The organism is Xanthocytophaga flava, assembly GCF_030068545.1.
GTDB lineage: Bacteria > Bacteroidota > Bacteroidia > Cytophagales > 172606-1 > Xanthocytophaga > Xanthocytophaga flava.
Genome location: NZ_JASJOR010000009.1, coordinates 216,652 through 232,842, shown reverse-complemented (window position 1 = coordinate 232,842; position 16,191 = coordinate 216,652). Strand labels below are relative to the sequence as shown.

Annotated in this window: 7 protein-coding genes; 3 read left to right on the top strand and 4 right to left on the bottom strand. The window is 42.0% G+C overall.

Features of this window, described 5'->3' with window-relative positions; genetic code table 11:
• Positions 1–564 precede the first annotated feature (564 nt).
• Positions 565–3,756: a PAS domain-containing protein gene (locus QNI15_RS15490; RefSeq protein ID WP_314032472.1), complete on the top strand. Its 3,192-nt coding sequence runs from the start codon at positions 565–567 to the stop codon at positions 3,754–3,756.
• 537 nt (positions 3,757–4,293) lie between these two features.
• Here the strand turns inward: QNI15_RS15490 and QNI15_RS15485 are convergent.
• Together QNI15_RS15485 and QNI15_RS15480 are read right to left on the bottom strand one after the other, a co-directional pair.
• Entirely contained in the window at positions 4,294–10,377 is a 6,084-nt protein-coding gene (locus tag QNI15_RS15485; protein ID WP_314032470.1) for a PAS domain S-box protein, read from the bottom strand.
• 519 nt (positions 10,378–10,896) lie between these two features.
• Positions 10,897–11,505: a MarR family winged helix-turn-helix transcriptional regulator gene (locus tag QNI15_RS15480; RefSeq protein WP_314032468.1), complete on the bottom strand. Its 609-nt coding sequence runs from the start codon at positions 11,503–11,505 to the stop codon at positions 10,897–10,899.
• A gap of 104 nt (positions 11,506–11,609) precedes the next feature.
• On the opposite strand from QNI15_RS15480, the gene QNI15_RS15475 reads away from it, so the two are divergent.
• Positions 11,610–11,978: a VOC family protein gene (locus QNI15_RS15475; protein ID WP_314032466.1), complete on the top strand. Its 369-nt coding sequence runs from the start codon at positions 11,610–11,612 to the stop codon at positions 11,976–11,978.
• Between the two features lie 504 nt (positions 11,979–12,482).
• Here the strand turns inward: QNI15_RS15475 and QNI15_RS15470 are convergent.
• Entirely contained in the window at positions 12,483–13,052 is a 570-nt protein-coding gene (locus tag QNI15_RS15470) for a chemotaxis protein CheB (protein WP_314032464.1), read from the bottom strand.
• Between the two features lie 522 nt (positions 13,053–13,574).
• On the opposite strand from QNI15_RS15470, the gene QNI15_RS15465 reads away from it, so the two are divergent.
• Positions 13,575–14,369, top strand: a complete 795-nt coding sequence (locus tag QNI15_RS15465; protein WP_314032462.1) for an SDR family NAD(P)-dependent oxidoreductase — start codon at positions 13,575–13,577, stop codon at positions 14,367–14,369.
• A 257-nt stretch (positions 14,370–14,626) separates the two neighbouring features.
• On the opposite strand, the gene QNI15_RS15460 is transcribed toward QNI15_RS15465, so the two are convergent.
• Complete coding sequence (locus QNI15_RS15460) at positions 14,627–15,496, bottom strand: TraB/GumN family protein (RefSeq protein WP_314032460.1); 870 nt, start codon at positions 15,494–15,496, stop codon at positions 14,627–14,629.
• Positions 15,497–16,191 lie beyond the last annotated feature (695 nt).

The following is a 16,191-nucleotide window of genomic DNA, read 5'->3' as shown; positions in this document are numbered from 1 at the left end:
TCATGGTCGCTATACGGGCAGATTGTGTGGTAATAACAACTTTCCCGCAGGCTCACCTGAATACTGAGCTTGTATCTCCCCCTCTTCTCTGCGGTATCTAATCGCATTTACTATCAGGTTTTTCAGGACACTGCTCAATAATCTGGTTAAAATCTATCGGCATTGCTGTCACTGCGGTATTGATACTATACGAATGCGTTAACACAAACCGAATAAGCTCGTCCAGACGTCCAATCCGATTCCTGATTAAATCTATATAGACTTACGCCTGTCCGCAAAGTTCTTCCTGTTTAAGTAATGATATTCGAGTAGTGATAACAAACCTACAATAGAGGTTATTGGAGTATGGATATCAAGCTATACTTTATACACGTACTGATCCAGTTTTTCAAAAGAGAAGTGCCCCTTTATTAATTTATACACATTTATAAGCTTATTAGAAGAGTTATAAATGAAATAATATACAAATCTGCGAAATTTGATTTTGATATATATATCTAAAAATAGTTATATTTGAGCCCACATAAAGGCTTGTTTAACTGACTTTTATTATTTTTTACAAGTATGAGTAAAAATCTCTTTGAACAAAGACTTTCTGAATGGGAAGACTGGTCTGATGTAGCATTTCAACTGGGAGGTATAGGAAGATGGGAACTCGATCTGAGTCAGTATACAGTGTATTGGGATGACCGGTGCCGGGAATTGTATGGTTTTCCTTCAGAGGAAGCACCTGCTTATAATGACTTGTTAGAGTATATATATCCTGAAGATCGGGTAAAAGTAGAACAGGCAGTTAATCAAAGCCTTACTTTTTCTGATTACTCTCCTTATAACATTCGTTTCCGAACTATTGGCGTTCAGGATAAAAAAATACGCTGGATACACTGCAAAGGTAAAACGTATTTTAATCCGGAAGGAAATCCGTATCGGTTTGTCGGTACAGCACAGGATATAACGGAACTGATTGAATCCCAAACGCAGGTAGCGACTTCCGAACGTTTGGCAGGACTAGCGCTGGAAGGAGCCAATGCAGGCTGGTTTACCATTCGCCTGGCGGATAATTACATGGAGTATTCTAAGGCCCTGGTCAAAATCATGACAGGAACCGAACAGCCCGCAAACCGTAACTTGCTGATAGAACATCTACACCCTGATGACACTTCTCTGCGAGATAAAGCATATCAGGAGGTTACAGAGTCAGAAAAGCTTCGTTATGAGGCCCGCTTTATCTGGGATGATGGCTCTATCCACTGGGTCAGAGTCATTGGCGCCTATCAGTATGACAGTAAGAATACTCCTTTTTTCTTTGCTGGGATTGTTCAGGATATTACTTCTGAAGTATTGGCCCGGCGTGAGCTACAAGTGAGTGAAGAGCGATTTCGCAGTATTGTTGAGCAGGCTCCCATGGGATTAGGATTGCTAAAAGGATCAGATATGATTATTGAGGTCGGTAATCAGCGAATGTTTGATTTATGGGGTAAAGATAACTCTATCATAGGCATGAAGCTAATGGCAGCTTTGCCTGAACTGGAAGGACAAGGATTCTGGGAGTTATTACAGAATGTGTATCATACCGGAGAGCCTTTCCTGGGGAAGGGTACACTGGCAAAATTACAGCGTAAAGGAAAACTGGAAGATGCGTATTTTGATTTTGCCTATAGTCCTCTACGCACCGCTACAGACAGCGTATCAGGGATAATGGTACTGGCAAATGAAGTGACGGCTCAGGTACTAGCCCAACAAGGACTCAAAGCTAGTGAAGCTAAGTTTCGTTCCCTTATCGAAGAAGCTCCATTTGCTACCGCCCTTTACCGGACAGAAGAACTACTGATAGATATTGCCAATCCTGTTATGATTGAGCTTTGGGGAAAGGATCAGCAGGTGATAGGCTTACCTCTGGCCGAGGCGCTACCAGAACTGCAATCACAACCTTTTCTGGAAATATTGGCAGAGGTATACAAAACAGGTAACGCGTATCATGCCACACAGACACGGGTAGACCTTGTCCGGAATGGAAAATTAGGTAGTTATTATTTCAATTTTACTTACAAGCCACTTCGCGATGAAAAGGGGGAGATATACGCCATCTTAAATATGGCCGTTGAAGTGACCTCTGAGGTATTGTATCAGATAAAGCTGGAAGAAAGCGAGCTTTTTGCACGCAGTATTATTTATAACTCACCAGTAGCCAAACTCGTCTTGACAGGTGAGGATATGAATGTTCAGACAGTGAATGAAAATATGATGCAGATGCTGGGAAAAGATGATTCTATTATAGGCAAACCGTTTAGGGAGGCATTGCCTGAACTTCGCTCTACCCAATTAATGGATCGTCTCAGCAGTGTATATACTTCTGGAAAAACCTATTATCAATCCGAAGAAAAGCTGGAACTGATCCGTTTTGGACAACCCTACATCGGATATTATAATTATATATACAAGTCGCTTGCCAATACGAAAGGAGAGATTTATGGTGTGATTGTAACAGCTACTGAAGTGACAGAACAGGTACTGGCCCGAAAGAAAGTGGAGGAGGCAGAAGCCATGATGCGCGGAGCCATTGAGTTGACAAATCTTGCCACCTGGACGTATGATCCTGTTACAAATCGTGCAACCTATTCCGACCGGCTCAGAGAATGGTTTGGTATATTGCCAGGAGAAGAGAATCTGGATGATATCTATCCTGTATTGTCCCAGGAAGATCAGGAGCGCATCTCTGCTGCTATGATATGGGCACTTAATCCAGAGTCTGAAGGTGTTTACAACGAAGAGTATGAAATAAAAAACCGAACAAATGGACAAAAATATATTATCCATGCCCAAGCCCGTACCTTATTTGATAAACAGGGTAAGCCTGTAAAGATGGTCGGTACCGCTCAGGATGTTACCCGTCAGCGTCAACTTCAAGTCGAACTTGAAAGGCTTGTACAGTTACGCACCGAAGAGCTGGCTGCGACCAATGAAGAATTAGCTGCGACCAATGAAGAGCTGGCTACTACCAATGAGGAGCTAATAGAAACCAATACATTGTTAACCCATTCCAATCAGCAGCTTGAGCAATTTGCCTTTGTTGCTTCGCATGATTTGCAGGAACCGCTACGCAAGATCCAGTCTTTTAGCGATTTACTTAAAACCAAGTATAGTGATAAGGTAGGTGATGCACTGCCTTTTCTGGAGAGAATACAAGTGGCCGCCAAACGCATGTCTATTTTGATCAAAGATTTATTATCTTTTTCCAGATTAAGTTTTGATCAGCAGACAACAACGGTCATTTCTTTAAATGATGTTTTGCAGACTGTACAAACTGAGCTGGAATTACGTATTTCAGAAACGAGTGCTCAGATTGCCAGTGATTCGCTGCCTGATATAACCGGTGACCGGTCTCAGTTAGAACAACTCTTTTTTAACCTGATCAGTAATTCCTTAAAGTTTATTAAACCAGCTATACAGCCTCAGATTCGTATTCAGTATCAGTTGGTCTCTTATGAGCAGCTTCCGTCAGGAATAAAGCCTGCTCATAAAGCTAAAAATTATCATACTATCAGTCTGGCAGATAATGGGATTGGCTTTGAAGAGGAATATTCAGAACGGATCTTTCAGATGTTTCAGCGACTGCATGCCAAAACTGAGTTTGAAGGGACCGGAATCGGGTTAGCTATTTGTGCAAAGGTAGTCATCAATCATGGCGGGGCTATTACGGCATCAGGCAAACCTGGCCAGGGAGCTGTATTTACTATTTACTTACCAGAAGTATAACTTGCGAGATAAACTATTAATAGCTGGTTTTTATGTAATCAGGGTATATAGATGGTTAAGTGCGAAGTGAACATAAGTACAAGAACAAAAACAAACACAATCCCAGAATGAAAGCAACGTCCGTTGCGTTGGTGCAAATTGAGCCAAGTTCAGCTGTCCTCCTGTAAGGATTCGTGGCAAGACCGGCGGCCTTTCCGACTAGAGATGATTTTTTCTCTCATAAAGGAAATGTGGCACTATTTGTCACAAGATTCTTTCAGAAGGACAATAAAGAAATATAAAAAAAAGAAATACACTCCCTTACCTTGACAGCATTGAGCGGACGCTTGCACCAGAAACTTTCTTTGTTTCCAGAAAAAATATGGTACAATATAAAGGCCAATCTCGTGGCAGAAAGAAGGCCAACGCACCTACACTGACATTCGCGATTGAAGTCATCTTTACTCTCTTTGTAGCATTTTTTATTACTTTCTCAATAACACCTTTCAAGGAGGGTATTTCCTGAAAGAACACTCAATTGCAGGTCTTAAAATATTACTATCGTCGAGGCAAAATGATAGTGATCAGGGTTCCTTTTCCAGGTGCAGATTCTATCTCTATCGTTCCTTCCAGCAGCTTTACCCGATCTTCAATCGTTTTCATTCCGATGCCTTTGCCGGATTTACTACTATCTGGTTTTGGGGTCTGGATTCCTTTACCGTTATCCTGAGCTTCTACATAAATAAACTGGTCGTCATGGGTAACTTCGATGCGGGCACGGGTAGCACCGGAATGTTTCACAATATTATTGGCTAATTCCTGTGCTATACGATAGATAGCTGCTTCGAGGTAATCGGGGAACCGTTCTTCTAATCCATGACAGGCAAACTCAATACCTGAACCCGAAAAACGTGTACAAAAATCTTTAATCGCCTTATCCAGTCCATATTCTTTGAGCAGAATAGGAACCAGTTCATGCGAGGCTCGGCGGGTTTCTGCAATAGCATCCACCAGCATAGCTTCTGTTGCCCGAAGTGACTTTTGGACCATCGGTTTATCATTGGACTCAAGATACAGTTCGAGCTGATTCAGATTAAGTTTAGTCGCATATAGAATCTGTCCTACCCCGTTGTGCAACGATTCTGAGATGCGTCTGCGTTCTTCTTCCTGAGCTTCCAGAATGGCTAACAAAAGTTGTTTCTGTTGCTCAATCTGTATTTTGATATTCTCTTCTTCCAGCCGTTTGAGTTCACTGATATCCAGATCTACACCCACTACCCGCATGGGCTTTCCTTCTGTATCATACATAACTGCACTTTTGACTTTAACCGTTACAGGTTTCTGATCCACTATCATATGCAATGTTTCCTCAAAAGGGCCTTCACCATTCCGGATCTTATCTACCATTTTTTGGGCAAGAGGGTGATCCTGTCTGTCAACATAGTCCAGATACACTTCCAGATGGATCTGACTACCAAGCGGCAAACTAAACAAACGATACATACCCTCTGACCAGTAAAAGGATTTTGTATCCAGATCATATTCCCAGCTTCCCATTGCCGCGACCTGTTCAGCTTGTTGTAAGATCATTAACCGTTTATGCAATTCCAACTCCACCAGTTTGCGTTCGGTTATATCCAGATTGGTAGCCACCACACCATCCTCCAGTTTGACAAACATACAGGTAAACCACTTATTAAATCCTTCAAATGGATAATAATATTCCATGCCTTCTGCGTTACCTGTTTCCATGACGCGAAGCATTATATCAAATATTCCCACTTGTTGTATGCCCGGAAACTCCTTTGCATACAACTTTCCTTCCAGATCTATACGCCCTGTTTCCCGTTTGATTTCTTTGTTCGCAATCCGAATCCGAAAATCAAGAATATTGCCATTCTCATCCCGAACAGCCTTCATCACCGACATTCCCATCAGACTGGTATCAAATACCGATTGCAGCAAATCGCGGCTTTCTTCCAGTTCTTTTGTCCGCTCGCTTACCTGCCTTTCCAGCATAGTATTGAATTCCTGGAGTTGCATCTGAGCCTGTAGGCGTTCAGTAATGTCTACAGCCATGCCTACAATAAAACGACGGCCATCCCGAAGCACTCCCGGTGAGGAAGCACTGAAACTCCAGTGCCGCAACTGCCCGTGACGGGTCAGAATTGGAAAATCAATGTTGAGTGTACGCACATGGCCTTCGAATAAATGCTGCATATGAGATCTTACCTGATCGGCTCCCTGGCCGTAGGCTTTGGTGAGCCAGAACTCAAAGCTTGGTACTTCCTGAAGGGAATATCCGGTCAGTTCTGTCCAACTGCGACTGATTTGAAGCACCTCTCCATCTTCAGCATGCATAATGATCGGAATAGGAGCCTCCTCCAGTGCCCTGCGAAACTGTTCCTCATTTTCGCGTAAGTTGGCTTCTGCTCTGGCTCTTTCGACAGCAGTCCAGATGCGTTCGGCTACTTCTTCGGCCAGACTTACTTCAAAGTTTGTCCAGTTTCTGGGAGTAGATTGCACAATGCACAATATGCCAACAGGATTATTGTCTTTTATCACAGGTATATTCATAAACGAGATAACCTGCAAGGACACACATAACTCACGCAAGGATTCATCTACCAACTCAGTCACTTTTACATCCGGAACGATAAACGGCTTTGCCACATCGATAACCGTTTTGAAGATTGGCATAGTATGTAAGGGATACACATTGGCAACAGAAGGAAGTCCCTCTCGTGCAGCATCTCTGTATATAATAGCCTGCCCTCCTTTTATCTGGCAGTAATAGCATCTGTCTGAACCAAAATAATCCATTGCAACCTTGTTTGCTGTATGCTCGATCTCTATTGGATCATATAAGGGGTGTAAAGCATCACTAAGTTTGAGCAGAAAGGCTTTTCGCTCTTCGCTTTCCCGAAGGGCATCTTCTGCTTGCTTACGGTCGTGGATGTCAGTAGCGGCACCATATATTTTGACTACCTGCCCGCTTGAGTCCTTGAGTGGCCAGGCACTGACAACAAACCAGCGATACTCGCCGTCATGGCGTCGTATCCGGTGCTCCTGTCGCAAAGGTTTGCCAGTTTCAAATGTATCGCCATATCGCCTGGCAGAGCCTTCTCTGTCATCAGGGTGAATAGCGTCTGTCCAGCCCCAGCCGATAGCCTGTTCCAGATTCTGTCCGGTATATTCCAGCCAACGCTGGTTATACCAGTTGGTTGAGCCGTCCGGTTCGCTATCCCAAAGCAGATCGGGCACTAGATTGGTTATTGATTGAAGGCGCTTTTGCGACTCTCGCAAAGCTTCTTCAGCTTTTGTTCTTTCTATTGCTGCCCAGGTGCGTTCAGCTACATCCGCCAGCAGTCTTTGCTCGCCGTCTGTCCAGTGACGTGGTATAGCCATAGCAGCAGCCATAGCCCAGATAACCTCATGTGTACCCTTTCGTAAAGGCGCTACAAGTAGTGCCCGCTGAGGCACTTTAGCCAGCATGGCCTTCTGTAAATCAGAAAAGCGTGGGTCATTGTCCGCATCATCGATGATCAATGGTTGAGTGGTAAGTTGTCGCATTGTTTCAGGATAATCCGCCAACCGGAAAACACCCGCCATCGATGGTATACCCTGGCGTAGATGCTCCGGACCGACTGTCGAAAAGCCTTGTTGCTCAAATACCTCACTGATGTAGCAACGGTCAGCATCCAGATATTCGCCCAGCATCCTGACCGTTTGTTCTTTAATAGACTGCTCATCAGTCAGAGCTCGTATTGTATCACTGAGAAAGAATAGGAACTCCTGGTGTTTCTCCCGTTGTTTACGTTCGGTAATATCATCATACACACATACAATCAACGGACTGTCTTTTCCACCTACTTGTGACATATACGCATTAAACCATTTTCCTAGTTCTTTTACAGGATATTCAATACGGATCGGTTCACCTGTATAATAGATGTCTTCTATCATCTGGTGCCACTCCGGTTCTACATAAGCTAACAGTTCGCTCATTCGTTTGCCAATGACATTTTTCAATCCGGTCATCCTTGTAAATACAGGATTGTGTTCTATGTGCCTGTAATCACTCACTTTTCCGTTTTCATCAAAGATTAATTCAATGACGCTAAAACCTTGATCTATGGAATTGAAAAGCGTACGATATTTCTCCTCACTTTTTTGCAAGGCCTGTTCTGCTTTAGCTCGTTCTACCGCTGCCCAGGTGCGCTCTGTAACTTCTTCTATCAACTGGATTTCTAAAGATGTCCAGCGTCTCGGGATTGCCGAAACGGCATTGATAGACCAATACGGATTTCTCTCTTCTTTCCGAACATTGGCAACCACCAAGGCGCCAAATCCAAGTGCACCAAAATTTTGTTTTTCTGTTTCAGTTAAGCCTTCCGTATTTTGAAAATCTGTAATGACCAGGGTTTGGTCAAAGGTTTTACGCAGCGCTTCCGAAAAATCGGACAAGCGTACGCCACCTTCAGGCATTGGCAGTACCCGGTCGTTTCCTGTCTGGTAAGGGAATATTCCGCGATCGTCAGCAAGCAGGGCAATCCCCACATAGCAACGGTCAAGTTGCAACTGCTCCGCAAGCATTTGAATAGCACGATTTGCCAAGGCATCAGCATCCGGCTCTGCTCGTAATGCATCTGAAAACTTTATAAGAAATGTTTGTTGTTGCTCCCGTTGTTTGCGTTCAGTGATGTCATTGAACACTACTGCAATCAATCGGCTGCCCGCCCCGCCAATACGTGAATACTGATACGTAAGCCAACGATTTAAATCGGCTGTATAGCCTTCATTACGCAACGGCCTACCTGTGTGGTAAACCTGGGTTAAGGCATCGAGCCAGTGTTGTTCGAGATGAGGAACAAATTCACTTACTTTTCTGCCAAGCGCATTTTTCATTCCGGTGTGTTGCTCAAAAGACTCGTTTACTTCCCGATAAATCAAATCAGTAACGTTACCCTGATTATCTGTAAGCAGCTCCTGTATGGCAAATCCTTCATCTATCGAATTGAAAAGTGCCTGGTATTTGTCAGTAGCTTTTTGGGCAATCTCCTCTTTAAGACGAATAATTTCTGCTTCAGTTATTTTTCGTTCAGTGATATCAACCGCTGTTGCCACCAGGCCGTCACCAAGCCTTGCTGCCATCAGATGAAACCAGCGTTCGGTGCCTTTGAGGGTAAGTTGCACTTCAGTATCAAGTGGATTACCTGTTTCCACTACCTGACAATACAGCCTGAAAACAATTGTATTCTTAATTCCCGGATACGCTTCCGAATACCGTTTCCCGGTCCGGTGTTCGACGGCATATTTCCGAGCTTCCCGGTTTTCAAGCCGGAACTCGAAATCAATAATTTCACCAGAAGCATCGCGTATGGCAGTGTGATAGGCAATCGGATTGAGAACAACGTCGAATACGGTTTGTACCAGGTCTCTGCTTTCTTTGAGTTCTTGTTCGATCTGCTTGCGCCTTGTGATGTCTTCGGTATTCATCACAAATCCATCTCCCATTTTGACCAGCGTTTGATGAAACCATCCATCAAATTGCTCATACGCATAATATTGCTCATGATCAATGGAAACGCCCGTCTCGGTAACCTGTACAAACTTGTCAAACAGGCCTGATTGCACTACCCCCGGATTTTCTTGAAGAACTTTTTTCCCGAGCATCTCATCGCCGTACAACTGCTTCCATCGCTGGTTAGTAAATATCCAACTAAAGTCTACAATCTTTCCGGTTTGGTCACGTACTGCCTCAAAGGCCTGAAACACATATAAAGAACTGTCTAGCACGGCCTGCAGGCGTTCATTGGCTATTTGCAGATTGAATTCGGCTTGTTTGAGCTTGGTGATATTGGTAGTAGTAGTTGCCACACCATCACCAAACTTTACAGTAGACTGATAAAACCATCCATCAAACTGCTCGTATACGTAATGCCGTTCGCTTTGATCGGCTATACCTGTCTCATCTACCTGCTTAAAGGTATCAAAAATGCCCATTTCTATTACACCCGGATTGAGCTCCAGCAGGCGTTTACCGATCACATCCCCGTAGATTTGCTGGGAGGTTTTATTGTTTACCTTCCAGATAAAGTCAACAATTTCGCCTTGTTCATTCCTGACAGATTCAAATACCTGAATCATATCCAGCGAACTATCCAGCACGGCATGAAAAAGATCTTCACTTTGTTGAAGGGCTTCTTTTGAATGTACCTCCTGCAAGGTCTGCTCAGTCACATCTTCTACCCTATGAATGATATAATGTATGTCTCCAAACTCATCAAGCACAGGGGTACTGAGTGGAAGCCAGTATTTTTTCACAAACCCTGCTTCCTTTCCTGGAAGAGGCACATCATATTGCTGGCTGGGCAACTGATGAGGCTGTTTGGTTGCCAGCACTTGCCGAAACGATGCAGACAGGTTCCGGACTGCATGTACACCTGTAGCTATCGGATTATCCGGGAATACATCAAATACGAATTTGCCTGTGATCTGCTCGCGTTTGGTAAAAGTCGCTTTCAGAAAGGCATCCGATGCTGTCAGAATCACCAGGTCAACAGAGAGTATCAGATACAGATCCGGAAGGGCTTGAAAAACTTTCAGGGCTTCTTCTGAGAGGGCGGGAGATGATTTCATACCAAGTCCTACTGGTTATAGGTGTAAGTGAACTGCCTTTCAGCAAAAAAGTGTATTGTTGTTTTAAAAATAGTAAATAGTATGAGAAAGCGACAGGAACAATGGAATAAATAACTGATCAATAAGGCATTAGAGATTTCACCTCCTTTATTTCTATTGAGTTGAGCTTTCGTATTGACATACAGGGCAGAGATTCCGAAGAGCAGATGGCAACCTTATTGTTTGATGTTCCGCGCCGGTTTTCAGGTTTATCGCTTTGTCTTTTTCAGGTAGTGCTAAATCTACAGAGTATTCTATCATTGGCAGCAGGGTATAGTGGTAGTATTGGGGAATAGACTTTTCAGCCTACAAACAGATAGTCTGATTATAAGTTACTGAAGTTTAGAATAAGCTATAAAGGTTGGAAAAGCCTTGTACTGGAAAAAGAGAATAAATACTCATTCTGATAATTGAGTATTTACCACAGCAATAAGAATAGAATCAGTAAATTAGTAGATTCGAGTTGTATACAAACTAAGCCTATTCTTTCCTATTATCTTTTTTATCTTCTAGCCATTTTTTAGCAAGTGAAGCCTCAATCGGTTGCAACAGTTGTATACCAAGTTGTATCTGCTCCTGGCTTAATTCGCCAAAACACATCTGGTTGACTTTACTTAATTTTTGATAGCAAGCTTCTAATACCCGTGTCCCTTCTTTGGTTATCGAGATCCGTTTAGTTCTCTTGTCTAACTCATCTTCCTGTTCTGCAATCAGGTTAGCTTTCTTTAATCTGTCGAGGATCAATAAACCAGATGAAAGTTCATTGAAGTTAGCTAAAATGATATCGGTTTTCTTTGAATTGGGAGTGTTGGAAATAGAGTTCAGATACAAAAACTCATCAAAGCTACTAATCCCACATTCCTTAAAGGCTCCAATTGCATAGAGGCTATGCAGTTTAGCAATTCTTCCAAGTAGCTTAGTGAACATGCTGGTATCATCCGGAGGGATGGGTGACTGCCAAAAGTCAGCCTTTTTGTTTTTTTGCTCCAGATTGATCAAATAAGCTTGACAAAACTGACTTAATTCTGCAGTAGGGTTTTCCTCCTCATACTTAGCCCATAAGTTAACTAACTCGACCGTTTTGTTCATATACATCCTATTTGATGTAAAAATAAATAATTATATCATACATGATACAATTAAATCACTAATGATATATATTTACAAATATAAACATCATAAATGATATAATTATGAAAAATTTAGTTGTAAAGGGATTGACAGGAGTAATCATGTCATCTGCTCAGCCGGAACGGTTGGCCAAATTTTATAAAGACGTGCTAGGCATACCTTTAGCACTTAATCGTCATGGTAACATGCCAGAACATTGGGAGTGTGACTATAACGGTATTCACTATGCGGTGCTTAAAGGAAAAGAGAATAAGCAACCCAATGAGACTATTGTACTCTCTTTTGTGGTTAACGATATAGAAAGTTTTGTGACTGCACACAACATTCAACTGCTTCATCCTATTATGGATCTTGGAGAAGGAGCCTATATTGCAAGTTTTAAAGACCCAGATGGCAACATCCTACGCTTCTGGATGAATAAGAATCTATAATGCTAGTAAGATTAAACTGTGGGCAGTGCTTGTGTTCTGTCACAGAAAAAAGGATTCAAGTCTGGATCGATAAAAAAACAGCATTATGTCTACTTTATGATCGCGCTTATAGTTGTTCCCACCAATGACCGAAACTCCGGTCAATTTGAAAAAATATCCGAACTCTGGTCAAAATTGAAATCGAAAACAGAGTGAGCGGGCAACTGTTCAGCAAGGCAAGTGAACAGAAATCGAATCACTTTTGAAAATGACTGGAACTCTGGTCACTTTCCAGAAATATCCGAATACCAGTCATGTTGAAAAAATATTCGATCTCTGTTCACTTTTATCTTTGACTGGAAGTATGGTCAAACCCGACAATTATCCGAATACTAGTCAGATTATTGACTGAACATAGTTCCAGTCAGCAGCTAACTAAATAGATGTCTATCGAGTAGATCAACCACCCAATACTAATCTGCTATTCTATTTTATGGAGATGTAAACAAGAATCTGTAAAACAGACTACAACATACGGGGCAATATTTCTGCCAGTTCTTCAGGTGTAGCCACCATATCCGGGTGATTATCCGCAATGATTGATGCGGGCATACTCTGAAAAAGGGCTGTTTCGGGATGCTGCACAAATACAATGCCTCCTTGCTTTTCGATGGCTTTAACACCCAAAAGTCCATCCTTGCCTGTACCAGACAAGACAATCCCTATCGCACGTCGTTGAAAAGCATAGGCAAGAGCAGTAAACCCTCTGTCAATCATACGGGTGATTTTTTGTTGAGACAGAAAGGGTTTAAGTAAGAAAGCTTGATCCTTAAAATCAAGCTGCTGCCCTGGAGGTAACAGATAGGAGCGTTCAGGTTTGGGAATAATCCCATTGTTTATCCAGCTAATGTGCAAATGTGTGCAACGTTTCAGCATCTTATCCAGCAGGCTTTTGTCATCAATAGACAATTGAGAAATAATCACAAACGATGCACCTGTAGGCTTGGGTAAATGTGTCAGAAATGTTAGCAAAGCCTCAATCCCTCCTGCCGAAAACCCTATTCCGACAATTGGGTAGGATGTACTTTTATCCATGCTTGTATTCTCAGATTTTATGGTACTAATACTATCCGTATAAATCCGACTAAAACCGTGCCTGTATAAGGCTATGAATGGAAAAAGCAGCCAATGGAAACAAACCAATACCAGACCATCCTGTAGGAAGAACACTCTTCACCAAGTTGCATCTTTTTCTAAATCAGGGTCATGGCTGATCATAACAACAGATCCTCAACTTACTCACTGGTGCGGTGAAGTAACTATATCCAATAACAATACTCCTCCTTTTGCTAAATAGTTAACCGGTTGGCTATAAGATTGTCAAGCACAAGCACTTTATCACTATGTGAGCTATATCACATAGTAGAGGTGAGATAGCTCACATATAACTTGTGATATACTTCCTATGCCATATTGGGCAACTACGTGAACTTTGCAGCCTAAATCTGAGCCATTCACAGGTAGTATCAAACAGAATCTGCCCACTGCCTGAAGATAAGCCAGACAAAGGTAGCGTGGCTTATCCCAACTAAACGTAAAACAATTAATTCAAAAGAAATGGACTTAAAACTAACAAACAAAACCGCATTTATCAGCGGCTCAACCGCAGGTATCGGCTATGCGATTGCAAAAAGACTGGCAACCGAAGGGGCAACAGTACTTATTAACGGTAGAACCCAGATTGCCATCGACAAAGCTGTAAACGAACTAAAAACAACAACTGGAAACCCAAATATATCTGGCATCGTGGCAGATTTCCTGGATGTTGATCAAATAAATCAACTACTCAATCGGCTACCTCCTATCGATATTCTGATCAATAATGCAGGAATATTTGAACCTAAAATGTTTGTCGATATCACTGATCAGGAATGGTTACGTTTTTTTGACATGAATGTAATGAGTGGCATCCGGTTATCTCGTCATTTATTTCCCAGCATGTTAGAGAAAAACTGGGGACGAATTATTTTTATTTCAAGCGAAACTGCTGTGTCCACAGCAAGCGAAATGGTACATTATAGCATGACCAAAACAGCTCAGATTGCCATCGGTCGGGGTATGGCTGAACTTACAAAAGGAACCGGTGTCACAGTTAACTCCATTCTGCCAGGTCCAACCAAATCCAGGGGGATTGCTGGGTTTATTTCCGATATGGCAGCAGTAAATAGTATTACTATAGAGAAGGCTGAACAAAATTTCTTTAAAGAAATCCGCCCTACTTCTTTACTACAGCGTTTCGCTTCAGTAGAGGAAGTAGCAGATACGGTAGCCTATTATGCGAGTCCGTTAGCATCTGCCACCAATGGAGCTGCTATTCGTGTGGAAGGAGGAACCATCAACACCATTATCTGATTGCTTAACTTCATCAAGATATCGTTGTTGTTCTATGAACGCTTATACCAACTTACTACACTACCTACTATACAGACAACAAGCGTATCAGTAGCAATATATGTGTTTGGGTAATGTTAGTAACAGAAGAATGTTGATCTTTCTTTTCAATATCTCTGTCCTCCTGAAAGGTTCTCTCCCTTGTTATCCTTTCAGGAGGACAAAAAATAATAAGAGGATTGAGAAGATGAAGGTTACTCTCTGACAGATAGTGTGTGTTATTTACTGAGAACAGGTTTTACATTATATCCTACATCTCGTAATTGCTGAATCAACCCTTGCCTGTACATAAGATGTCTATACCCAACTGCAACAAAACAGCTATTTTTTTGAAACACTTTGTCAAGCCTTTTAACCCATTTCCTGTTCCGTTCAAGCAAGGCTAAATTGTTGTTTTTATCTGTCAGATCTTTTGAAAGCTCATAGTTAATAGCCAGATTTTTATACGTATCAAAAATCTGGCATGGTTTGGAATCTTCCTCTAACATACTGCGCATAATACCGACACAGGCTTCAACCAACACCGAATCAGCCAGTGTGTTAGAAGAAAACACTTCACCTATCTTTTCTTTATCATCTAACGACTCTACCGGAATATTTTTTGTCTCAGCCAATCTCTCAATATAATGATCCAATGACTCATCAGAGTCACGGTTTGCTGTATCACAGAAGTTTTGTGCATACATGCGAAACAGGGTAAGGCTAAGCAGCAAAGGAGGAAGATTATAGTAATCTGTATTTTCTGCTTTTTGCACAAACGAGTCAAACACTTTTCGTTGTGCAGAATTTGTGGCCGCTTTCCATTTGTTTACATCCCAAGTGATGGTAGTAGCATTTGAGGCACCCGAATCGTAAAAATCTTTTCTGGATTGTTCCACATACAACATGGAGGAGCTGGTAAGCTTTTGTACTGCGTTTTTTTGTGATAAAAAGAAAGAAGGATATACTTCATGGAAAGTGCCAAATACATAAGACTTGTGTTTTAGCCCTACCCTACTGACTTCCCATAAAAGAGTATTCGGCTGATCCTGACTGAATACAGTAGAGGAATAAAAAACCAGCAATATCACTAATACTTTTTTTAGCATCGGAGCGGATTTTACTATACTGTGTGTATAATCGGTAAAATAGTATTTTTTTGCGAATATCTTTTAAGTGAAGCTTTTGCTCTCAGCGTTGGTATTATCGCCCTAGTAGTTAAGTCACTTATACATCACAAAAATCACGATTCTGAATAGTATTGTTGAGATGATCGGTCATCCAACCACTAGAAAATCAATGTACATGAGTCATCCCGGATTTTGAGTAAAAGAATATCACATCCTCTAGAAAAAGAGAAGCAAAGGAGTTATAAAGAGAGTTGCGATGCCTTCAATCGCGGAAGGTTGTGTGGGTGCGTAGGGCTTCTTTTCTCCGCGAGGTTGGCCTTTGGCCTTGTGGGTAAGAAGGATCGGAGAAAAGTGCCCTAATTTTGGGCAAGCAAAGAATGAAGAGGTCAGTGAAAGAATAAAGATTGGGGAAATAAATCAACTCAACTAAAAAGATTGCTTAAAAGTTAATCAGTGTCTATACTCTCTTCAAAAATACAGACTCTGATTTTCTTATTCATGTCCCGACATAGGCAAGACGATCCTTACAGAAGAATAGACAGCCGTATGTTCTGAGTAGTTTCCTTATGTTGACAGCATTGCGCATCCACTGAGGTGATAGGTATCCCCTTGTTTGAACATTATCAAAAAGCTCAACAAACTCAATTTGTCCAAAAGTATTTTCTTCTCCAGCC